General features: G+C 46.4%; 14 protein-coding genes and 1 pseudogene. 5 read left to right on the top strand and 10 right to left on the bottom strand.

Annotation, left to right across the window (positions count from 1 at the left end; all coding sequences use genetic code 11):
* Positions 1 to 167: 167 nt before the first annotated feature.
* From BN1002_RS01835 to BN1002_RS01805, 7 genes and pseudogenes are all read right to left on the bottom strand, one after another.
* The gene (locus tag BN1002_RS01835; protein ID WP_048823352.1) at positions 168 to 1,466 is read right to left on the bottom strand and encodes an ATP-binding protein; all 1,299 of its coding nucleotides are present in this window, start codon (positions 1,464 to 1,466) and stop codon (positions 168 to 170) included.
* A gap of 182 nt (positions 1,467 to 1,648) precedes the next feature.
* Positions 1,649 to 3,109 (bottom strand): alanine/glycine:cation symporter family protein, encoded by a 1,461-nt coding sequence (locus BN1002_RS01830; RefSeq protein ID WP_048823351.1) that lies wholly within the window; start codon positions 3,107 to 3,109, stop codon positions 1,649 to 1,651.
* 225 nt (positions 3,110 to 3,334) lie between these two features.
* On the bottom strand, positions 3,335 to 5,149 hold the full coding sequence (locus BN1002_RS01825; RefSeq protein WP_048823350.1) for an ABC transporter ATP-binding protein: 1,815 nt from the start codon (positions 5,147 to 5,149) through the stop codon (positions 3,335 to 3,337).
* Positions 5,130 to 6,872 (bottom strand): ABC transporter ATP-binding protein, encoded by a 1,743-nt coding sequence (locus BN1002_RS01820; protein WP_048823349.1) that lies wholly within the window; start codon positions 6,870 to 6,872, stop codon positions 5,130 to 5,132. Before BN1002_RS01820 ends, BN1002_RS01825 begins: the two co-directional genes overlap by 20 nt.
* 1,297 nt (positions 6,873 to 8,169) lie before the next feature.
* Positions 8,170 to 8,592: pseudogene (locus tag BN1002_RS24185) on the bottom strand (general stress protein); the annotation flags it as partial.
* Positions 8,593 to 8,757: 165 nt separating this feature from the next.
* Positions 8,758 to 9,222 (bottom strand): threonine/serine exporter family protein, encoded by a 465-nt coding sequence (locus BN1002_RS01810; protein WP_048823348.1) that lies wholly within the window; start codon positions 9,220 to 9,222, stop codon positions 8,758 to 8,760.
* Between the two features lie 13 nt (positions 9,223 to 9,235).
* Positions 9,236 to 9,997 (bottom strand): threonine/serine exporter family protein, encoded by a 762-nt coding sequence (locus BN1002_RS01805; protein WP_048823347.1) that lies wholly within the window; start codon positions 9,995 to 9,997, stop codon positions 9,236 to 9,238.
* A 271-nt stretch (positions 9,998 to 10,268) separates the two neighbouring features.
* Here BN1002_RS01805 and BN1002_RS01800 point away from each other — a divergent pair, with 271 nt between their 5' ends.
* The gene (locus tag BN1002_RS01800; RefSeq protein ID WP_048823346.1) at positions 10,269 to 11,486 is read left to right on the top strand and encodes an MFS transporter; all 1,218 of its coding nucleotides are present in this window, start codon (positions 10,269 to 10,271) and stop codon (positions 11,484 to 11,486) included.
* A gap of 454 nt (positions 11,487 to 11,940) precedes the next feature.
* A complete protein-coding gene (locus BN1002_RS01795; RefSeq protein ID WP_048823345.1) occupies positions 11,941 to 12,729 on the top strand; it encodes a formate/nitrite transporter family protein in 789 nt (262 codons plus the stop codon).
* Positions 12,730 to 12,814: 85 nt separating this feature from the next.
* Here BN1002_RS01795 and BN1002_RS01790 read toward each other — a convergent pair whose 3' ends face one another.
* Both BN1002_RS01790 and BN1002_RS01785 read right to left on the bottom strand, forming a co-directional pair.
* Entirely contained in the window at positions 12,815 to 14,170 is a 1,356-nt protein-coding gene (locus BN1002_RS01790; RefSeq protein WP_048823344.1) for a TrkH family potassium uptake protein, read from the bottom strand.
* A gap of 164 nt (positions 14,171 to 14,334) precedes the next feature.
* Positions 14,335 to 17,052 carry a hypothetical protein gene (locus tag BN1002_RS01785; RefSeq protein WP_048823343.1) on the bottom strand — a complete coding sequence of 906 codons (2,718 nt, stop codon included), beginning with the start codon at positions 17,050 to 17,052 and terminating at the stop codon, positions 14,335 to 14,337.
* Positions 17,053 to 17,372: 320 nt separating this feature from the next.
* Here BN1002_RS01785 and BN1002_RS01780 point away from each other — a divergent pair, with 320 nt between their 5' ends.
* From BN1002_RS01780 to BN1002_RS01770, 3 genes are all read left to right on the top strand, one after another.
* The gene (locus BN1002_RS01780) at positions 17,373 to 18,971 is read left to right on the top strand and encodes a glycosyl hydrolase family 28-related protein (RefSeq protein ID WP_048823342.1); all 1,599 of its coding nucleotides are present in this window, start codon (positions 17,373 to 17,375) and stop codon (positions 18,969 to 18,971) included.
* Positions 18,972 to 19,201: 230 nt separating this feature from the next.
* Positions 19,202 to 20,155 (top strand): DMT family transporter, encoded by a 954-nt coding sequence (locus BN1002_RS01775; protein ID WP_048827667.1) that lies wholly within the window; start codon positions 19,202 to 19,204, stop codon positions 20,153 to 20,155.
* 63 nt (positions 20,156 to 20,218) lie between these two features.
* Positions 20,219 to 21,880: a PAS domain S-box protein gene (locus tag BN1002_RS01770; protein WP_048823341.1), complete on the top strand. Its 1,662-nt coding sequence runs from the start codon at positions 20,219 to 20,221 to the stop codon at positions 21,878 to 21,880.
* A 64-nt stretch (positions 21,881 to 21,944) separates the two neighbouring features.
* Here BN1002_RS01770 and BN1002_RS01765 read toward each other — a convergent pair whose 3' ends face one another.
* Complete coding sequence (locus BN1002_RS01765) at positions 21,945 to 22,523, bottom strand: DUF1836 domain-containing protein (RefSeq protein ID WP_048823340.1); 579 nt, start codon at positions 22,521 to 22,523, stop codon at positions 21,945 to 21,947.
* Positions 22,524 to 22,606: the final 83 nt, after the last annotated feature.

Here is a 22,606-nt window from a genome sequence, read left to right as displayed (position 1 = left end):
TAATATTGACCTTTAAATGTGAAATTTCCACAAAAACCGACATTATTTTCCCATTTCCTTACTTTTAAGTCGAAAAGTTTCGCAAAAGGCTGAGAATTTTGCTATGCGGAAGATTTTATTAAATAAAAAAGGCTCCCGCTTTAAGTGCGGAAGCCTTTTTCCATATTTCACTTTGCTACTTTCAAGATGCCTTGGTGTTGCTTAAAGCAATGCTTCTTATGCTGAGGGAGATGGATGGTCACTGTCGTTCCTTTGTCCCGCTCACTGCTATAACGGACGCTTCCTTTCAATTCATTCAGGATACGAAGGGAAACACACGTGCCAAGGCCGGTTCCTTTCTCTTTCGTCGTATAGAAGAGGGTTCCAATACGGGAAAGCTGCTCTTCTGACATCCCGCGACCGCTATCAATGATTTCTATCATAGCCTGGCCATCCTGCTGTCGGAGGGCGACTGATACAAATCCGCCTTCAGGCGTAGCTTCAATTGCATTCTTCACCAGATTGACAACTGCCTGTTTAAGCTGGTTTCTGTCTGTGTAAATGTAAAGCTCCTCTTGGTCCAGTTTGGCATTCAGGGAAACTCCGCCTTTTGCGGCAAAAGGACTCAATAAGGCGATAATTTCCGAGAGTACCTCCTGATAACTGCATTCCTCGACTTTATGGAATTGCGGTTTTGCAAAATTGAGGTAGTCACTCAGGATCATCTCCGCGCGGCCAATTTCACTTAGGGCAAGCGTCAAATATTCATGATTTTTTCCGGTCTCCTGCTGGTGCATCAGCTGCATGAAACCTTTTACCACTGTCAGGGGATTCCTTACTTCATGTGCAAACGAAGCCGCAAGCTCACCCATCGTATTTAATTTTTCTGCCCGGAAGATGTCCTGCCGCATTTTATCCCTTTCCAGTATTTCCTCAATTAATCTAGCAGCAAAACCAATGCCAATAATACTGATGACCCCGAACATCCAAATGCTCGGTGAAATGAACAACTCCCTATCCAGCGGTTTATCCGCCAGGTAGCGAAAAACACCAAACATCGTAAATGAAAAAAGGATCGACCAGCCGCTGCCTAGAATAGCCAGCTTAATCCTCTTGGAAGATGAATAGGACCAAAACTTCCCATACCACAATATAGTAAAGCCTACAGTCGCAAGGACTGTAAAATAGCTGTAGATGACTGCCTCGCCACCCATCAGTGTACGCGTAACGAGGATGACGAGGGATACAACCAAGCCGGCACCCGGCCCCCCGTAGAGGATTGCGAGCACAAATGGGACATATCGCAGATCCCAGTAAAAGCCCTCAAATTGATACGAAAAAACAATGCACAAAAACGCCGCACCGCCCTGCAGGAGCCCAAAAATCAAACTGTTCTTCTCCTGCCTTTTGTTTTCAGGCAAAAGACTGTAAAGAAGGACGGGAGCGAGAATGATTAACACGTGGAGGAGGAGTTTTTCTTCTATCATCGTTATACACCTGATTTCCAATAGAACTTCTATATAAGTTTAGTTTACGACAAAAGTCCCGCAATTCCATCCATTTACAGCCAATTTTCGTACGACAATTACTAAGGAATTTCCCAAAATTACGACAAAATGGCAGCAAAAAACGGGACGCTTTTATGCGCCCCGCCCGTTGTTTTGCCTTATTAGGAGACTTTCTCCTCTTCAGGAAGACGATACTCTTCCTCCCAATACTCTGCATTTTTAATGCCTAGCTTTTTGGAGTTGAAGACCGGGTCAAGCCCTTGTTTTTTCTGTGCCTCATAGTCCTTCAAGGCCATGAAAGCCGGTTTTGCGAGAATGACGACCGCGATCAAGTTGAGCCAGACCATGATGCCAAGCCCTACGTCGCCGAGCGCCCATGCAAGATCGGCCGTTTTGACCGCCCCATAGAAGACCGAGGCGATGAGAACCAATTTAAGAATAAGCATCGGCCATTTACTGCTTACATTTCTTGTTAAGTACGCAATATTGGTCTCAGCGATATAGTAATAAGCCATGATGGTTGTAAAAGCGAAGAAGAAAAGTGCAATCGCGACAAATCCCGCTCCGAAACCTGGAAGCGCTGTATCGACTGCCGCCTGGGTAAAGCCAGGTCCGGCCGCAATGCCTTTAAGACCTTCCGTAATAAATGTTTTCCCATCCGCAGCAACTGTGTTGTACATTCCTGTAAAAAGAATCATAAATGCGGTAGCCGAACATACAAACAGTGTATCGATATAAACAGAAAATGCCTGGACAAGACCTTGTTTAGCCGGATGAGAGACCTCCGCCGCACCAGCTGCATGCGCACCGGTTCCCTGGCCCGCTTCGTTTGAATAAATTCCCCGCTTAACCCCCCACTGAATCGCAAGGCCCAGCAAAGCGCCAAATGCAGCGTCAGCGCCAAATGCGCTGCGGAAAATCAGCGAGAAAACGGCAGGTACTTCCGTAATGTTAACTGCCACAATATATAGGGATACAAGAATATAGCCTAATGCCATAAATGGAACAACCAAAGCGGCGACGGATGAAATCCTTTTGACCCCTCCGAAGATGATGGCTGCTAAAATTCCAACGACAATGAGGCCCGTCAGCCACCTTTCCATATTGAAAGCGTTTTCCATTCCGATCGCAATGGAGTTCATCTGGATTCCTGGCATTAAGAAGCTCATCGCAATCAGGGCAGAAATTGCAAACAGGATTGCATACCATTTAACACCCATGCCTTTTTCAATATAATAGGCCGGGCCGCCCCGGTATTCCCCATCCTGCTTTACTTTGTAAATCTGGGCAAGAGTTGACTCAACGAAGGCCGTTCCCGCGCCGATGAAGGCAATCGCCCACATCCAGAACACTGCTCCTGGGCCGCCGTAAAAAATCGCTGTCGCTGTACCTGCGATATTTCCTGTGCCAACACGGCCGGAAAGGGCAAGCGACAAAGCCTGGAAGGAAGAAACCCCAGCATCGGAGCTTTTCCCCTTGAACATAAGCATGACCATATCCTTGATATGCCTTACTTGGAGAAAGCGAGTACGCAATGAAAAGTAGAGCCCCACCCCGAGGCAAAATACAATCATTGGTGTACTCCATAGCCACCCATTGAGCAAATTAACGAAATCCTCCATACACATCCCCCTTGTGTTTGTAATTTTCATTACATTTAGAATTATAAAATAATAATATCTCTTAAACAACTGTTTTTGTCACACTATTTAAAGAATTTTTCATAGATGCGTATAAAGATACAAATTTTATAGGTATTTTAGACTAAATGTGATTAATAATTCACAAACTTTTATAACCTATTTACCTATCAATAGACAAAAACTGCCGGTTCCAAAACCGGCAGTTTACCTTTTATTATTATTCAACTCATAATAATAGCCTTTTTTGCGAAGAAGAACTTCGTGGCTTCCCTGTTCGATGATTTCTCCTTCTTTTAAAACAAGGATTTTATCAGCATTGCGAATTGTATTCAGCCGATGGGCTATGACAAAGCTGGTTCTTCCCTCCATCAGCCTGGCTAATGCTTCCTGGATTTTCAGCTCCGTAATCGTATCAATCGAGCTAGTCGCCTCATCCAGAATTAAAATTGAAGGATTGGCAAGGATAGCCCTGGCGATGGAAAGGAGCTGTTTTTGCCCCTGGGAAATGCCGCTTCCATCCTGCTTAAGGACAGTGTTGTATCCATCAGGCATCTTGGAAATAAAGGAGTGGGCGTTTGCTGCCTTCGCTGCTTCAATCACTTCTTCATCGGAGGCATCGAGCCTGCCATAGCGGATATTTTCCAAAATCGGTCCTTCAAACAAAAATGAATCCTGGAGCACAAAGCCCATGTGGCTTCTGAGGCTTTTTCTTTTGACCGCGGAAATATCGTGTCCGTCAATGAGTATCATGCCGCTATCAGGATCATAGAAACGTGATAGCAAATTAATAATCGTCGATTTGCCAGCGCCAGTCGGCCCTACAAGCGCAACCATTTCCCCCGGTTCAGCCTCGAAGGAAACGTCCCTTATTGTATTCCCCTCTTTTTCATATGAAAAAGAGACATGTCTTAACTCAACCTTCCCCTTGACCTCACGAAGCTCCATTGCCGCGGATTCATCCGATGACTCGGCGTCCTCATCCAGAATTTCAAAAACACGTTCGGCACCCGCCACAGCGGAAAGGAGCGTATTGAACTGGTTTGCCAGGTCATTAAGCGGTCTCGTGAATTGGCGGGAATACTCCGCAAAAACAATGATGACCCCGATCGTAATCATCCCTTTTAATGCAAAAATACCGCCAACAGCCGCTATGATGGTAAAGCTGACATTGTTCAGGACGTTCATCAGCTTCGGTATAAATCCAGAAAAAGTCTGCGCCCAAAAACCGGATTCCCGCAGCCGGCTGTTTTTACGCAAAAAATCATCAATGACCTTCTGCTCCTGGGAAAAAGTTTTCACAATCCGCTGGCCCGAAATCGTTTCTTCGATAAAACCATTCAACTCGCCAAGATTGCGCTGCTGTTCTTTAAACAGTACCCCTGTCCGGTTCGTTATCCATTTCATCCCGATGAACATGAGCGGGACGATGATCAGGGAGATAACCGTCAGCAGCGGGCTCAGCCAAACCATGACCGATATGGTCCCAATTAGCATAAGCACGCTCGAGAAAATCTGGATGACAGAGCTGTTCAGAGTTGTGCTGACGTTTTCGATATCATTCGTCACCCGGCTCATCAGTTCTCCTGACTGCCTTTTGTCAAAAAATGCAATTGGCAAACGATGAAGATGGCTGAATAAATCCGTCCTCAGCTTCGATACCGTGGTTTGGGCAATCCCGATCATAATATATCCTTGGAGAAAGACTGAAACTGAATAAAGAATATAAACACCGAGGATGCCTGCGAGCAAGAGCGGCAGGCCGGTGGTCTTTTTATCAACGATATAAGTGTCGACTGTCTTTCCTATCAGCACGGGCCCAAGCAGCGAGAGGGCTGTACTAAGCACAACGAGGAACAGGACTAGTGTGATCCCGCCTTTTTTCACGGAAAGATAGTCCCATAGCTTTTTAATTGTCGCTGTCCAGTTCTTCGCTTTTTCCTTTTGTTTAGGCGCCGCCGTTCCCTTTGCCTGCAGTTCCGGCCTTGGATAGGCGAACGGCCTAGCTAAACCCTTCAGCATACGTATGGTCCCCTTCTTCCAGCTGTGTTTCATAAATTCTTCTGTAAAGCGGTTCTGTGCGGAGTAAAGCGGCATGGCTTCCGGCTGCCTTTATTTCTCCCTCTTCCAAAAGAAGAATCGTATCCGCACTCATCGCGGTTGAAATTTTTTGTGTGATAATGAGCGTCGTACACTTGTATTGATCCAAGGCTTTCAGAAGGCTGGCTTCGGTTTTCATATCAAGCGCGCTTGTACTGTCATCAAGCAGCAGGATTTTAGGCTTTCTGACAAGCGCCCTGGCAATGGAAATCCGCTGCTTTTGCCCGCCGGACAAATTGACGCCTTTCTGGCCAATCTTTGATTTATACCCGAGCGGGAACTTTTCGATTGAATCGTGTATCTGGGCATTGGCAGCCGCCTCTGTAATCTCACCTTCCGAGGCATCTTCCTTCCCCCAGGAGATATTCTCTGCGACTGTTCCTGTAAAAAGCAGGACGTCCTGCGGGACATAACCAATCCGCCTTCTCAGCGTATCGAGTTTGATGTTGCGGATATCTGTACCATCAAGCAGGATTTCTCCTTTTGTCACATCATAAAGCCTCGGGATGAGCTGAAACAGCGTTGTTTTTCCCGAACCTGTCGCCCCGAGAATGGCCATCGTTTCACCCGGGTTTACGGTAAAGGAGATATTCCGCAGCACCTCCGTGTCTGTTCCGGGATATCGAAAACCCACGTCTTTAAATTCAATTTTGCCAAAAGGAACTGCCTGTTCTTTCATTGTTTCTTTCCCGTCATACAAATCAACTTCTGTTTCGAAAACTTCCCCAATCCGCTGGCTTGAAGCGCGGGCGCGGGAAAAAATCATAATAATCATGGAGACAATCGACAGGGCGGAGGTAATCCGGGTGCCATAGTTGATAATGGCGACCACTTCACCGACCTTCGTTTCACCCTGGGCAACCTCAAAGTTCCCGAACCATAATACAGCCAGGATACCGGCGTTCATCGCCAGCATAAGAACCGGGGTTGTATACTCGATCAGACGAAAGGCGGAAACGGTTTTCTCCCGGAGCCGGTCATTCGCTTCCGTGAATCTCCCTGTTTCATGCTTTCCGCGGAGGAAGGCCTTAATCAGCCTCATCGCCATCAGGTTTTCCCTAAGGACCGAGTTTACCTTATCCAAATTCTTTTGCATAGAAAGGAAGAGGCCGCGGGCCTTCGTTCTGACCCATGCGAGAAACAGGACAAGAAAGGGCGTGACGCCCGCCAGGATGAGGCCCAGCTTTACATCGACCAGGATAGCCATGACGAGGCCCCCGGCAATTAATAGCGGGGCCCGAAGCATAATTCTCAGGCTCATAAATACCGTATTCTGGATCATCGTCACATCATTTGTCATTCTTGTCACGAGTGACGATGTTGAAAAGCGATCGAAATTCGAAAAAGAAAAGGATTGTACCTTTTCAAAGAGCGCTTTGCGGATGTCATAACCAAAGCTTTGGCTCGCGTGGCCGGCAAAAAAGGAATTGACGATTCCTGCTGCAAAAGCAAGAGCTGAGACCCCAAGCATGACCGCTCCCCATTGGATGACCAGGTCAAGATCCTTTTTCAATATCCCTTCATCAATGATTTTCGCCATAAGTAGCGGCTGCCAAAGCTCAACAACGAGCTCGACAAGCATAAGTAACAAAGCAACGGCCATATGGAGCCGGTATGGTTTTAAAAATGAAAAAATCTTCGACATCGGTGCCACCTGCCTAACGATCCGGCAATCGAACTCAAAGGTGTCGATTCTTCGGAAGTCTAAATATTCTTGCTAATCAATCATACTGCTTTTTAGCGTTTTTTTAAATGAATATGCAATAACGATCGACCTAAAATTTATTATTGACATATCTTCTTTTTCAAAGTATAATGAATAATTGTGCACTCGAGTAACTTGAGATTACGCAGATTGCAATGTAATATAGACTGGCATTCTGCTTTTGTTTTTTAATAGAAGGACTTATTCACACTGGCGCGGCTTCGGAGCCGCAAGGATGTAAGAGAGGTAGGGCTTACATCGTTTAGGTTACAAACAACCAGGTGGAATATTGAACCGCGGCAACGGATTGTTTTTGCAAAAATGATCCCTATTATTTTGAAACTATTGCCTTGCAACATGCTGCAAGTTACTTGATTGGGGCGGATGCCCCACGGAAAAGTTTTTCCGCCAAGAGAATATTCATGCTGAACGCACAAAAAAGGCAGGGGAATGTCGCCATTCCCCCGCCTTTTCCTATTTCAAAAGCTTATTACCGTTTTGAATTGTCTCTTCCTTGTCCATCAAACCGGTCATCAAAGCTGTCACGGTTTTTGTTCGTTTCCCTCAGGGTGTCATCCGTTCCTCTAAACGGATCATTGCTGACCATTGAATCACCGAAGCTGGCATCAGGATTCGCATTAGGCGTATTCGCGAAGTTTGGATCCGAACCGACTCCAGGGTTGTATCCTGCTCCTGTACCCATTGTTGGGTCATTGCCCGCGCCCAGCGATGAATTGCCGCCGGCTCCTCCCCTTATAGTGTCTTCGTCCGTACCAAAAGCAGCCCCAGCTGTATTCTGGTTAATGGCAGACGGGTCGGATGTGCCAAAATCCCCATTTTCACGTGAAGAAAGAGCATCCATTTGGTTTGATGTCTTCGTACCGCCTGTTCCATAACCGGAATCCATATTCATTGGGTTATTTTGGTTTGGGACATCATTGGATCCAGTTGGATAATCCGACATGTCACTCAGGTTCGCTCTCCCCATCGAGGAACCACCGGACATCATTCCGCTCGTTTCATCCGTTGACCTGTTTGTCACATCGCGGTTGCGGTCCCTGCCAAGATCGTCATTCAGGTTGCCGCCCAATGTATCATAGTTGCCGTCGACCGTTCCTGAACCGAACTCATTGCCTGTTCTTGTTGCAGGGTCGTCCATCGTTGTGCTTCCAGACCAGTCATTCGTATTTCTTGTTACAGCACCCGTTCCGCCAGTACCAAGCCTGCTCTCATCTTCATCAACGAGGACGAGGATTTTTCCCGCTTTGACGTCACTTTCGTACTGATTTGCTTCATCTTCTGGAATACCCATGCCAATCAGTGCCCCAGCAAGGCCTCCGGCACCTGCGCCCACTGCCGCGCCAGTCAGCGTCGCTGCAATCGGTCCAGCCGCAAGGATTGGCCCTACGCCTGGTATCGCCAACGCTCCGACTCCGGCCAGGAATCCTGCCAGTCCGCCGAGGACTCCGCCTGTCGCGGCTCCTGTCGCAAGACCTTCCTCTGTTTTCGTACCTGTTTCTTCATGAATATCGTCAATATCATCTCTGTCTCTGGCAACTACAGAAATTGCATCCCTGTCATAGCCTTGCGCTTTCAAATCCTCAATTGCTTGTACTGCCTGATCTCCATTATCATATACTCCAACAATACGCTTATCCATTTGATCTTCCTCCTTTAAAGGTTGATACAAGGATTTATTACCCCTCAGGCCCGTCCATTAACCCTCCAATAAATTACAAATACATTTCAAAACACTTGCCTGGCGCGGGTTTCGACAGGATTAGCCCCTTTTCTCATTAGGGTTTGTATTGGGAGTGATTTTCTTTCATCGGAAATATCTCATAGGCTTTCTTGGCGTCCTGATCCTCCGATGGATTAAATTCAATGCCTCTGAAAAGACCAGCCCCATTGCGATGGCCCCCGAAAGGAGGGAAGCCCTTCCCGCAAGGCTTAAAGCCGTACTATAATCGATTTCAACAAAATGCCGCATTGCATCATAGGAAATTCCGCCCGGAACAAGTGGAATGATGCCCGACACACTGAAAACAATGACAGGCGTACGATACGATTTCGCCAGCATATGGCTGACAACCCCAACAGCAAATGATGCAGCAAGGGTAGCGCCAATGGCATTTGATGTATTCCGTTCAATCAAGAAATAGAGAATCCAGCCTGCCATGCCGACAAGCCCACATTTAATCAGCATCTTCTTCGGTGCGTTAAACAGGATTCCGAATGCAGCGGTTGCAATAAAACTTGTGATAAGTTGCTCAAATACAGCCAAGGCCATTCCCCTCCTCTCTTTACAATAATGCCAGGACAACCGCGACCCCGGATCCGATGGCAATTGCCGTCAAGGCAGCCTCAGCACCTTTCGATAACCCGGCAACCAGGTGTCCTGCGATCAAATCCCTTACCGCATTTGTCAAAAGAAGGCCGGGAACAAGCGGCATTACAGAGCCAATAATGATTTTATCAATCTGATGTCCCCATCCGGTGGATACAAACAGGAGCGATACAAGCCCGATAATCAGTGATGCGCAGAATTCGGCGAAAAATTTAATCGGGACAATTCTATGCATGTAGGTGACCGTCAAAAAACCGAGCGCTCCGGCGACAAGAGATGGAATAAAGTCGGCCCAGCCGCCTTTGAACATTATCATAAAACAGGCACTTGCCAGTGAGGCGGCAGCAGTCTGCAAAGAAATTGAAAATGTATGATTCATTTTATCGATGTCATCAAGCAGATCGACTGCCTGTTCGAGTGAAAGGTCCCCTTCACTGATCCTTCTTGAGACGGAGTTTACGAGGGCTACCTTCTGCAAGTCGGTGGAACGGTGGGATATACGGATCAATTTTGTTACTCCCGGACCCCCGTCTTCCGCTGTAAATATAATTCCAGTCGGCACCACGTAGCTATGGGATGCCTCTATCCCAAACGACGAGGCAATCCTGGTCATTGTATCTTCAACCCGGTAAGTTTCCGCTCCATTTTGGAGCATGATTTTACCAGCATTCAGACAAACCTTCATCACTTCATATATTTCACGGCGTTGATTTTCCATTCGCATCTCTCCACATTGACTTAAACATTTCAAACCATTATAGCTTGTTTTTGACCGAAACTGAAAAGATATTTTTGATTCCTTCATACAGCCTTATCGTTTCCAGCTTCCCCTTCCTCACCCGATGTCCGAGTCGCCCCTCTGCCCGTCTTCTTCCAAGCCCATCTTTTCATCTTGGGGCTGATCTTTGTTATCATATTTAGGGAGGCGAAATAACGTTTCCCCGGCATTCCTTCATCGACAGTACAAGCACAGAAAGAAGTGAACTAATATGAACGATGAAGCTTTATTAAAACGAAATTTGACGATTATGTGGTTTTCAAACTTTTTCGTTGGCGGAAGCATGACAATGGTTCTGCCATTTATTTCTCTTTATATAGAAACATTCGGAAGCTTTTCGCCTGCCTATGTCCAGCATTGGGCCGGCATTACCTTCGCCGCAACCTTCGTGACCGCGTTCCTGTTCTCCCCCATCCTGGGAAGAGCCGGTGACAGGTACGGCAGAAAGAAAATCTTGATTGGGCTCGGCCTCGGAATGTCTGTTTCCCTCTATTTAATGGGAGTAGTGTCAACCGTATGGCAGCTGTTGGCACTCCGCTTGTTCATGGGCTTTTTTGCAGGGTTGATTTCCATCACCCAGGCATTCATCTCAACCCAGACACCTAAAAGGATGGCTGGCAAGGTACTCGGGACACTCCAAACCGGGAGTATCGCAGGCACACTGCTCGGGCCGCTGGCCGGAGGTTTCCTTGCTGATTCGCTCGGTTATGACGCCACTTTCAAAGGCACATCAGCCATCATCCTGATTTCCGTCATCCTCATTACAAGAGCCAGGGAATATAAACTTAGTGAATCAGATGAAAAAAGAGTCGAGTACTCACGTTTTGATGTCATCCAATATATTGTACGAAAGCCCGCACTGGCAACCGTTTTGCTGATTTCCATGTTCATTCAGGTTGCTTTATTCAGCATCCAGCCAATTCTTGCGCTGTTTGTCGGCAAGCTTAACGGGCCAGAAAACCTGGCATTTATCTCTGGGCTGGCTTTTTCCGCATCTGGAGTCGGCAATTTACTCATGGCCAGAAAGTGGGGAGAACTTGCCGACCGGAAGGGTTACTTAAATATCCTAATTATCCTTCTGCTGTCAGGGGCGGCCATTTACACCTTGGGAACGGTTGTAACGGAAGTCTGGCAGCTTGTCGTTATCCGCTTCGGGCTTGGCATTACGATCGGAGGCATCATTCCCGTGCGGATGGCGTATATCCGCCAGGAAGCACCCGTCGCCATCCAGGGTGAAGTACTTGGCTACAATACGAGCCTCCGCTTCCTTGGCAATATCGCCGGCCCGCTCATGGGCGGATTCCTAGCGGGAAGCCTTGGCTTTTCGGCTGTATTTCTAGTGACAAGCAGCCTTCTCTTCCTAAGCGGTGTCACGCTTCTGACAGTGTCCAGGAAAACTGTTTGGATCAAAAAGAAAATCACTTCATAAAGGGAGGAATTTCAGATAAGGGGGCCTTTGAACGGGCCCTCCTTTTCATACCGCCTTCTTCCGAATGAGTGTTTAGCCCATTTCCAAAGGGGTAAAGTCCCCTTCAAATACATATCCTAAATGAACAAAGTGCGCAAGCGCCTTCGTGACAGGCAAAAACCGCCTGTCCCTGCGATGATTATTCACGGGAGCTTTCCTTTGTGGTCAGCCCCGACCAGCATAAGACAGAGCCCGGAGGACACTGAACGTCATCCCCGAATTTGCCCACGCACGAAGGAAATGCGGGCATTTCCGAGGACGGGCCTGCCCTCTGGAGGGATATGGCTTATGACCTCGAGGGGCTAGGCGCTGGAGCTGGATTCAAATAACTTGTCTAGAGTTATACACACTGTATTATTTTATAAATTTTTAAACAACGAGGAAAACAAGCTGAAGCGGGAGGGACCGAGAAGCCATGGAAACAAAATCGCTGATGGAGATTGAAAACCTCGCTTTAAAGAAGTTGAAAATATACAGACAGAGTATGGTCCGTTATCTTTTAAGGGCGATGCTGGCAAGCATGTTCATCGGGTTTGGCGTCATCGTTGCTTTCAAGACAGGAAACTACTTTTATCTCGAGGAATCGCCGCTCACCTATCCAATGGCCGCTTTGACGTTTGGATCAGCCATTATTTTGATTGCTTACGGCGGAGGCGATTTATTTACCGGCAATACTTTTTACTTTACTTATGCCGCATTGAGAAAAAGGATGCGCTGGCCTGAAGTTTTCCGACTGTGGGGTGCCAGTTACTCAGGAAATATTTTAGGCGCAGCTGTCTTCGCTGCACTAATTTATACGACCGGCCTATTTGCCGACCATGCAGTGAATGGGTTTTTGCTGAGCGTTGTCGAGAAGAAGATGCATGCTCCGGCAAGCGAGTTGTTTTTCAGGGCAATTCTTTGTAACTGGCTTGTCTGCCTGGCCTTTTTCATCCCGACCACACTAAAGGGAGACGGGCCGAAGCTGTTTACGATGATGCTGTTCGTTTTCTGCTTCTTTATTTCCGGCTATGAACACAGCATCGCCAATATGTGTACTTTTGCGATCGCCTTGGTCCTGAATCATCCGGGTACAATTTCCTGGGGAGGGGTCTTTCATAACCTAATCCCTGTTACGATTGGGAACATGATTGGCGGCGGTTTTTTTATGGCGGCCATGTACTACTATGTCAACAAACCCTTTATAGGGGAGGATGAGGATTGAACCACTGCACTGATTAGACAGGACATTTTTGCAAAAAGGCAGGGACCGGCGCACTCACTCCGTTCCCTGCCTTTATTAATATGGATTATCCAATAATGACTCTTTCCTTGGAATAGTGATACTTCTCATTCTTCGGTTTGCCCCTGACAAGGAACAGGAATGAGAATATGCCAATCCGACCGATAAACATAAGCGTCATGAGCAGCCCCTTCGCAGGTGTGCCCAGCTCCGGTGTAATCCCGAGCGACATCCCCGTCGTTCCGAATGCCGACGATACCTCAAACAAGATTTGCATGAGTGAAAAGGACGGTTCTATAAACGACAGGAAAATCACCGAGAAACCGCAGAGCATAAAGGCGGTCATGATGACAATAAATGACTTCACAATATCCTCAGGCATGATCTCGCGCTTGAACACTTTTATCGTGCTGTTTCCCCGAGCATACGAAATCACACTCAGCAGGGCGATTGCAAAGGTTGTCGTCCTGATCCCCCCGCCCACACTGCTTGGCGATGCCCCGATAAACATGAACAAACAGAGCAGCAGATGCGTCGGTGTTGAAAATTGGTTCACATCAATAGTCGACAGGCCCGCACTCCTCGTAGAGGTTGAGTGAAATGCCGAATAAAAGAAGGCTTCATGCCAGGTTTTACCGGCATATAAGTGATTTGCCTCGAAAATGAAAATAAAGACCGTTCCAAAGACAAGTAACGCGGCAAATGTTGTGACAGCAATTTTCGTAAACAACGTGAACCGGAAATGCCCTTTTTTCCTCCGGACCAAGTACTCCCGGCACTCAATCAATACCGGAAAGCCTATCGCTCCCAATATGATTAGCAAGATGTTGATTGTCTGAACCAGATAGTCATTTGCAAAAGGAATGAGCGACTCACCTGTAATATCAAAGCCGGCATTTGTCGTTGCGCTGACAGCAGCGAAGAACCCTTGCCGGAACGCTTCCTGCCAGGTAGGAAAGTAATCAAGGAAATGGAAACCAAGGATAAGCGCGCCGGCCAGTTCAATCAATACGATTAAAAGGAGTATTTCCTTCAGCAAATAAACAAGGCCTGACAAAGCGGACTGGTTCTGGTCTGCCATAATCAGCATCCGTTCCCTCAAGCCGATTTTTTTGCCCAGAATCAGCCAAACGAAGGTGCCGAGCGTCATGACGCCCACGCCGCCAATCTGCAAAATGAAGGCTAAGATGAACGTGCCGGTGTAGCTGAGCGTTTCATGAAGTGAAATCGTCGACAAACCCGTGACACTGACCGCGCTCACTGCCGTAAAAAGGGCATCGACAAATGAAAGCTTCACACCTTCCTGAAGCGTTACAGGCAGCATTAATAGGAAGGTAGAAATGATGATGGCAATCAGGTAATAAAGGACGATGATTTGAACAGAAGATAGCCTTGCTGTCAATTCATCCAATTTAATCTTCATAAGAAATAACCTCTGTTGTGTCGTTATGGAATATCCACATTATACAAAATAACTAACGTAATAGAAACCTGGGGCTTAAAAAAGAACAAACACCCCTTTGCTGATTGCGAAGGGATGTTTATTTTGTTGATTTCCTCTCTTTGGGAAACAAGGCATATTGGTTCTTAATTGCTTCCGGCACCGGTTATTTCAAGCCATTCAAGCTGTCTGAGCCTGATGCTGAATAAGGAGAGCGGATCATGGAATTGCTGTGGGTTTTTCTTCATTTCATCCGCCATTGCCCTGCTGTCCGCAAGCTGAGCCTGTGTTTGGGCTAAAGTGGCGTCCAGAACTTCATGCGGATTGTGGAAGAATAGGGTAATATCCCTGCCAATCGCTTTCTCGAACAAGTCGAATTGCAGGAAAAAACGATCCCTAACAATTCTGGCTGTTTCAAGATAGTCTTCATTTTCCACGAATGTTTTGTACCGGTTATATAGCATCGCATTATTTTGCGGCAGCGCACCGAGAAGCTTACCCGCGCCTTTCAAAAAGATCTGGGAAGGCGTCCTGCGCAAAAGAACGTTTACTTTATCAAGCTGGTATCCATTTGTCATCCGGCCAATGTCCCTTTTCCAATCTTCCACTATTCGGAAGTCGCAATCTAGACGGATCCAATCCTGGCCATAAAGCTTGTTGAATCCTTCACTCATTTCATCGAGGAATTCCTGAATCTGAATCAGCTCACCGCCTGTTTCTTCAATCCACTCCTCAAGTGATGTCCGGAGTTTCGGCATCGCTGTCCTATTAATATATTCGTCCAGCCTTCTGTTCATCTCATCATTCAGGTCAAGATGGATGGTCCTGAAATCGCCATCCTCTTTAATGTAATCTGCCGTCCCCCTGAAAATTTCCGGGATATCTGCAAGCAGCTCCGCCTTTGCCTCTTCTATACGCTGCCGGTAAGACTTCTGGACTTTCCCGATTTTTTCCGATTCAATGTCATCCAGCTGATGAATGGCACCAGTTAATTTTGCCGCCATTTGCTCTTCGTTTTCGATCTTGTCCTGGATCCCCTGTTCTTGTTCCGTCCTCTGAACGAGAAGATGTTCGAGCGCTTTTCTGATCAGCATGAGCAGCTTATCAGTGCGGCTGCCTACAATACTCCGTTCGGGGGTTCCAATGACGGCTGCTTTCACAATGCTCTCAAACAGATGATTCCTGTCCGGCGTAGGCCCCGCTTTTATCACTTGTGAGTCAGGGAAAGAAGCTGTTATCTGCATAGCCGCCTGCTCGAACGTGTGAGGATCCGGCAATCCTGTTTGTGTAAGCAGGAAATGGATTGGCAAGCCTGGTGCCTGTTCACGGATTTGCCCAATCACAATCCTTTCCTGTGTTGTCAAAGACTCTTCGGAATCTACAGCGAATAGAAGGCTGTCGGCTAAATGAATATATTCCATTTCATCCGGTCCGAGTGCATCATTCTCAAATTCAGGCAGGTCAACTAGTGTTAGCCCTGAATCCTTCAAAAATGGGATTGGAAGCGAGAATGTAAAGATTCCCTTTCCATCCTCAGGACTTACAGAGTTTAATTCCTCAAATGCTTCAGCTTCCTCTATGCCTTCATCCGTGACTTTGCTTACAGCTGCTTCATCCTGGTACTTGAAGGCGAGAGCAGCCGAATTTGTTTCCTCCGGATAGGCATCTCCGAATAGATGGCTAAGGACGTGCCCCTTTCCGCTACCTCTCATTCCTGTCGCGACAACGTGCCTTGTCCTGAAGTTCGCAAGTTCACCGGCAATCCACTCAAGCCTTGGTCCCACCTGCAACCCCTGGCTCCCTGACCATGAGGCAATTTCTGAAAGCAGGGACAGTCCCTCGGTAAAATCATTTTCTGTCCGTTTTGAATGGGATAGCGCCGCTTCAGCCATTTCAATGGTCTCCGCTGATATCCCGGCTGGATACTTTCCGCTCCAGGCCAATAGGGCGGATGCCGCCAAACCAATTGTTCCCGGGTTTTCAATCTTGAGCCAGTTCCTCAATAAAGACGGCATGACGCTTGAAAGGGACTTGATTGAATAGTTGCCTGATGTAGTAAAATCAAGGTAAGTCTCCTTATATAAGTTGGAAAGCTCAGGCCACTCCCCAGCCGGCAGATCATTTTGATATTCCAGCAGAGAATCAAATTCATTAATCCAGGAGAAATAATGTTCTGTTCCAAAATAACTTTTCCACAGGGAGGCAGCAAGCTGTCCAAACCTTTCTTGGTCCAGCCTGTAAACAACCGGGAGAACATTCATAAAATATGCCGGCGGCCTTCCTGCAGTTGCCCCCTTTTCCACATAGGAAATGAGGATGTCAGCCCAGGGCATTGTTTCCGTTCTTGCCAATTCATTTACTGCCAGTTCGGTTGCGCTCTCCCAATCTGCGCAGTTTTCAAAAAATGTCCGGGCAAGGCTGGCCGCATCCGGATATCCGGGATTTTCCGCAATCAGGCCTTTAATTGTTTCCGAAGCCGCTTCCTCTTTTCCTTTTTCAATATAAAGGGCGAACAGCTGCAATGCTACCTCCGCTTTAAGGGAAGCATTGTTCGATTCGACTGCCCGATATAGATCTTCCGCTTTTGCCAGTTCTCCCAGCTCGTAATACGAATCGGCCGTATTTTTTATCGCCCAGGACTTAAGCGAACCGCTGACTCCATCCCACTTCTGGATGGCTGCTTCATAGTCCCTGAAACCAAAATAAACTTCACCTTGGGCAAAACGGATTTCCTGAAGCCCTTCTGCCCCTTTCTGCCTAACTTCAAGATACGCTTCGGCAAGGACAGCTGAAGGTTGCTCCTTCTGACCCTCCATAAAGCTTTCATAATACTTCTTTTCTATTAGCATTTGTTCGAGATTCATAGCCGTCCCCCCATAAATTTTCATATATATTGGATCATGTATCATAAATTGTAGTAAGTGCTTGTCATCCGACTCTATTTTATCAAAGTACCCAAAAAGAAGCGAAGTAAAGCAACAATCGGTTAGATTGGGCGGAAGTCATGTCCGGGCCAGAAAAAACACTATTGCAGGCCCCTTCACTTGCAATATGAAAGAGGGCAAAACTTCCGTGCAATTTTTGGTTTTTTGGTGAACTTGATAAACACATTGAAAGGTTACCTTTGGCAAGACCGGGAATAATAAAGTAAAACTACTTTAAGCAAGAACCAGGAGGTGGGAAAATGCTCTATCTGGATAAAAAGCATGATCCCCGTAAAAATGCCGGATTACTATTAAAGCTTTCGTCGACCACCCTCGATTTAAGGGCGGCAGTCGCCGAAACTGAAGATCTTTTCAAAAAACACAGCGCCGACCCAGCGAGCTACTCTTTTAAAAGTGAAGACAAGAGGCCTCTTTTCGCCAGAGTCAAACAATTATTCACCACAATGCCTGTGTTCTTTTACGCAAAAAAGACTGCTTCTGCCTTAGAAGAGGTGAAAACGATTGTCGCGGTTGACGGCAGTGTATACCCTTCATGGAAGGCTATACTTGATGAAGAGTACAAGCATTTGATGACCGTGGCGAGGAATGAAGTGAACATAGCGGATTTTGGCGCGGTCGGAGATGGTGTGACGGACAACACGGAAGCGTTCAAAAAAGCGATTGGCAACGGCAGGGTCACAGTCCGTATTCCCGAAGGAGTTTTTGTGACAGGAGAAATCCGGCTTCCCTCCTGGACTTGCCTAATTGGCGAAGGGAAAGGAAAGACGGTTTTAAAGCTGCACGAGAAAGCGCCAAAGTCGTCACAGCTTGTGACGAACGCGGCGCATTGGAAAGGCAACCGCAACATCCTTGTTAAAGGCATGACACTTGACTGGAATGTTGAAAGACTCGGTGATGTGAAGAAAACGGCAGCAGGGAATAACCGTTCAAGCTGCCTTCTCTATGCGAATGTCACTTTCGGTTGGGTAAAGGATGTTGAAGGAATTAATCCAGGACTCCACTGCTTTGATGTATCCTCGACCATTTACAATTATTCCGGGGATGGCTACAGGGCAAGAGGCGGCAGTAATTATATTTGGCTGGATGGCCTGAATGGCTACGGATTTGGGGATGATGGAGTTACCACCCATCACAGTGATAATATCTTGATTTCCAATTGCCATATGTGCGACCCTAGCGGACGTGCACATAAGAAAGGATTTTCAAATTCAAACGGCTTCGAGGCTGACGACGGTTCCAGAAATGTGTGGCTCGTCAATAATTCATCCACGCGCTGCTTTGGCGGCGTCGAAATCAAGGCGCACGGAAATTCATCCGCCGCCTCGAACGTCCACATCATCGGCCACCTGTCTGTCCATGATAACCGTTCCTTTAACTGGCGGCATATTGAACATCATAAAAGCACCGATCCCGTTTCAAAAACGGCCTTTAATATAAGGGCCACGAATCTTGTCTCGATTGCTCCGATTCATACTGATCTGTATGTCGGCTCAAAACCGAGGGCTCTCGTCGTGTCTGCTTATCGGAATGTCGCAATCAATTATTTTACGGCAATAGGAGACCCCGACTATGACTATCGTGGGGAACCTGTCCTCGCCATCCAATATCGTTCACGAAATGTCACGCTCGACCATGTTTCCGTCAGCGGATTCCGGTCCGCGGGCACTGACCTGAAAGTTTTCGGAGGGGAAAACTGCGCTGACTCCATTCTTATTGGCAGCCTGACTGTCCGTGATTCCGCAAAGGAAGCCATATCTATCGGCAAAGGCGTTCAGCAGGCACAGGTGAACACCGTTCTTGTCTATGAAGAAAATGGAACTTTGGCCAATAAAGTTTAATTACGTTCTGTAAAGTAACCAACTGGAAAATATAAGCCAATTTAATGTTGTTTACGCTTTTTAGACTATGCCCGAAAAGGAAAAACCTGTTATACTGAATTAAATAGACAGCATTTCCAGAGGGAAGGTGCCTACACCATCCCTCTTTATCATTTATCTGACTCTTTATGGGCAGTAAGCCCTCCTAATGGAAGATTCACTTTATGCATGTGCAAGGAAGGATTCAAGTAATGGAAAGAAATCAAAATCTTAAAATATATACTATCTTGGTGGCAGTCATGGCGGCATGGGGTTTAAACGTCATCGCCACAAAAATCATTGTGAATTCCTTTATGCCGGTTACGATTACTTCATTGAGAATTTTAACAGCCGGAGCCGCTGTATTCGTTGTCCTTACTTTTATGAAGAAAGTTCGCATGCCAAGCAAGACAGAATTTATCTATATACTGGTTGCAAGTATTTTTAACGTTGTATGCCACCATTACTTCCTGTCAGTCGGCTTGACAAAAACAACTGCATCCAATGCGGGACTCATCTTAGGGCTAGGCCCCTTGCTATCCGCAATCCTTGCGGCTGTTTTCCTGGGAAGCCGTTTTCATTTCATAAAAATGATTGGGGTGCTTTCCGGACTTGCAGGCGTATCTTTTATGGTCCTTGATAACAGCCAGGGAGTCGGTGCCGTTTCGCTTGGTGATTTGTTTGTCTTCCTATCCATTTTCACACAAGCCGGAAGTTTCATCATAATCAAAAAGGCTTCCAAAACGATGGATCCCCGCCTCATGACTGGCTACATGCTCGTTTTCGGCTCAATTATTCTCTTTTTCATCAGCCTCATTCAGGAGCCAGGAGGACTGAAGGGACTTGGACAAGCGAATCAATCCGTCTGGGTGATTTTTTTCGCTTCAGCTGTTATCGCTACAGCTTTTGGGCATATGGCCTATAATTTCGCCATTGGCAAAGTGGGAGTGGCTGAATCGGCTATCTTTATCAATCTTAGTCCGCTTTTCTCTTTAATCGGCGCGGCTATGCTTCTCAATGAACAGATTACGCTTGCCCACCTTATCGGCTTTCTTTTTATAATCGCAGGCGTATTGTTCGGTTCCGGTGCTTTTGAGGAATGGGTGAATTTCCGAAAAAAAGGGCTCAGACTTAGCAACAGGTATTCAGACCCGCCTCGCAGATGAACGGAACTAGACATGCAAAGGTTAGCCACGTGATGACTGAATGCTATTTTAGGGAGCAAAGATATGAAGAAGAAACAATTGATTTTTTGGTATATCACAGGAAGCATCGTCTGGATTTATGGGACGAATTTGCTGCTTAGCCATTTCAGCCCCTCCCCACTGGCCATTGTTGTAGGCCAGATAAAAGAAGGGCTCTATGTTGCCGCCACAGCCTTCCTTTTTTATTTTGCGCTGAAGAAATCAGAGGAACTCAATACAACCAAGATTGATAAACAACGGCTATCCACCCTTATTGACTCAATGGTCGACTTTGTTAATTTCAAGGATGGCGAAGGAAGATGGGTGGAGGTCAACGAATTTGGCCTTAAATTGTTTGGGCTTGAAGGTGTGGATTACCGCGGCAAAAAGGATTCCGAACTGGCAGCCTATTCAAAAGACTATGCCGACGCCCTCCATTATTGCGAGGTTTCTGATGAAGAAACTTGGAGGAACCGCAAGATTACGAGGATCGAGGAAGTTCTTGTCTCCCCTGCAGGCGAACAAAAAATATTCGACACGATTAAAGTTCCTTTGTTCAACCCTGATGGCAGCCGTAAAGGCCTTGTCATTATCGGAAGGGATATAACTGAAAAAAGGCAGCTGATCAATTTACTTGAAGAAAGCCGCCAGCAATATAAATCCCTATTCGAATACAGCCCCGACATTGTGTATATGACAGACCTGGAAGGAAGATTCATTGATTTAAACCCTAAGTTTAAAGAAGTGACAGGATACGAGCCCGCTGAAATAGTAGGCATACCTTGGCAGGAGCTTGTCGCGCGCCGTAATAAGAAAACCTTGAATAAATATGTTTCGGTTGTCCGCAACGAAAATCGTCCGCAAATCATTGAGCTTGAATTCAAAGGAAAAAATGGTGAAAAAATCATCTTGGAATGCACCTCGCTTCCCATGATCATCAATGGGGAAACAAAGGGAATCATCGGATATGGAAGAGATGTAACAAAAATCAGGAAAACGGAGGAAAAACTGAGGAGGACAGAAAAGCTTTCGATTGTAGGCGAATTATCCGCGAGTGTCGCCCACGAAATTCGGAATCCGCTCACGTCTTTAATTGGATTTGTCCAGCTTCTCCAATCGGAGGATGAGAAGCATCAATTTTATTATTCGATTATGGCCGATGAATTGAACAGGATCAACCATATCGCCGGGGAATTACTGCTTCTCGCAAAACCCCAGGAAATAAAATTTGTCAGGGCAGGCCTCCATCAAATCATCAAAAATGTCGTTTCGCTTTTGGAACCAGTCGCGGCACTCCAAAATGTCGAAATTATCCCTGACTTTTCTTCGGAAGATTTTTGCATAGACTGTGAACCTAATCAGTTAAAACAGCTATTCATCAATTTAATTAAAAACGCCATTGAAGCCTCCCACCAGGGCGGCAAGGTCATCGTCTCAATTGAAACCCGCCGGAATCAAAAAGTCCGTGTATCAATCAAAGATGACGGAATTGGAATCTCCAAGGAACGTCTTGAGAAAATTGGCGAACCTTTCTATTCTTCCAAAGAAAAAGGTACAGGCCTTGGACTGACAGTCAGTTCGAAAATTGTTGAATCGCATCATGGGAAAATGATTTTCAAGAGCGCGCTGAATAAAGGAACCCGCGTAATTGTTGAACTTCCGGCAGGATGCGGGACAGACAGCAAAACAGAGGGTATTACATCGTAAAAACCAGTAACTGGCAACAAGAACCTTGGTGAATTATCCAAGGTTCTTGTTTGTCATTGCCCTCTTATTCTTCTTTATCAATAACGGCCAGCGTGTCCGCGAGCCTTTCTGCAAGCCTTTTATACATATTACTCATATTAGCGAGCGATGCAATCAATAGAACCTTCTCAATATCGCCATCTCCGCCCTTTATAGCCGCACGCTCCTTTGCAGCGGAATTGCCATGCGATACCACCTCATCACGGAAAATTGCCGTGTTTTGGGCTGCGAGATTTAGATAAGCTGAGTAGAATTCCTCCAGGTCGAGGTTCCCCTGGACAGTTTCCTCATTAATCCCATTAAGAATCCCCTTAATGTCCCCGATTGTCAGGGTCCCTTTCAGCTGGTAAATCAAACTAAGTAAAATCAAATGCTCGCGTGTATATTTTTTCTTTTTTACAGGGAAGAACAATCTGTCTTTTGCGTAATTATTAATCATGGTCTTCGTCAGGATTTTTTCCTCTTCATTACGCTTTGCCTCTGCAAATGCATTTTCAAAAAGCTGGATTACCTGGTCCATGTATAAATCAATCGCCGGTATCTGATCCAGTTCCAGATTTTTATCCAGCCCAATTTCATCAAGCAAGTCATTTACATCCACCATCAACCGCTCCCCATTTGAATTCATAATGACTTAATTATATAACAAAAACTTGTAGTTGACCACATTCCAACGTGGTTGTATTA

It is taken from the genome of Bacillus sp. B-jedd, assembly GCF_000821085.1.
GTDB lineage: Bacteria > Bacillota > Bacilli > Bacillales > Cytobacillaceae > Bacillus_D.
The sequence above is the reverse complement of the archived record's forward strand: the minus strand, read 5'-3'. Positions and strand labels throughout refer to the sequence as shown.

What these genes read in the sequence shown, in the direction of transcription:
- BN1002_RS01835 (WP_048823352.1), bottom strand. Translation starts at nt 1,466, where the DNA reads ATGATAGAAGAAAAACTCCTCCTCCACGTGTTAATCATTCTCGCTCCC.
- BN1002_RS01830 (WP_048823351.1), bottom strand. Translation starts at nt 3,109, where the DNA reads ATGGAGGATTTCGTTAATTTGCTCAATGGGTGGCTATGGAGTACACCA.
- BN1002_RS01825 (WP_048823350.1), bottom strand. Translation starts at nt 5,149, where the DNA reads ATGCTGAAGGGTTTAGCTAGGCCGTTCGCCTATCCAAGGCCGGAACTG.
- BN1002_RS01820 (WP_048823349.1), bottom strand. Translation starts at nt 6,872, where the DNA reads ATGTCGAAGATTTTTTCATTTTTAAAACCATACCGGCTCCATATGGCC.
- BN1002_RS01810 (WP_048823348.1), bottom strand. Translation starts at nt 9,222, where the DNA reads ATGGCCTTGGCTGTATTTGAGCAACTTATCACAAGTTTTATTGCAACC.
- BN1002_RS01805 (WP_048823347.1), bottom strand. Translation starts at nt 9,997, where the DNA reads ATGGAAAATCAACGCCGTGAAATATATGAAGTGATGAAGGTTTGTCTG.
- BN1002_RS01800 (WP_048823346.1), top strand. Translation starts at nt 10,269, where the DNA reads ATGAACGATGAAGCTTTATTAAAACGAAATTTGACGATTATGTGGTTT.
- BN1002_RS01795 (WP_048823345.1), top strand. Translation starts at nt 11,941, where the DNA reads ATGGAAACAAAATCGCTGATGGAGATTGAAAACCTCGCTTTAAAGAAG.
- BN1002_RS01790 (WP_048823344.1), bottom strand. Translation starts at nt 14,170, where the DNA reads ATGAAGATTAAATTGGATGAATTGACAGCAAGGCTATCTTCTGTTCAA.
- BN1002_RS01785 (WP_048823343.1), bottom strand. Translation starts at nt 17,052, where the DNA reads ATGAATCTCGAACAAATGCTAATAGAAAAGAAGTATTATGAAAGCTTT.
- BN1002_RS01780 (WP_048823342.1), top strand. Translation starts at nt 17,373, where the DNA reads ATGCTCTATCTGGATAAAAAGCATGATCCCCGTAAAAATGCCGGATTA.
- BN1002_RS01775 (WP_048827667.1), top strand. Translation starts at nt 19,202, where the DNA reads ATGGAAAGAAATCAAAATCTTAAAATATATACTATCTTGGTGGCAGTC.
- BN1002_RS01770 (WP_048823341.1), top strand. Translation starts at nt 20,219, where the DNA reads ATGAAGAAGAAACAATTGATTTTTTGGTATATCACAGGAAGCATCGTC.
- BN1002_RS01765 (WP_048823340.1), bottom strand. Translation starts at nt 22,523, where the DNA reads ATGGTGGATGTAAATGACTTGCTTGATGAAATTGGGCTGGATAAAAAT.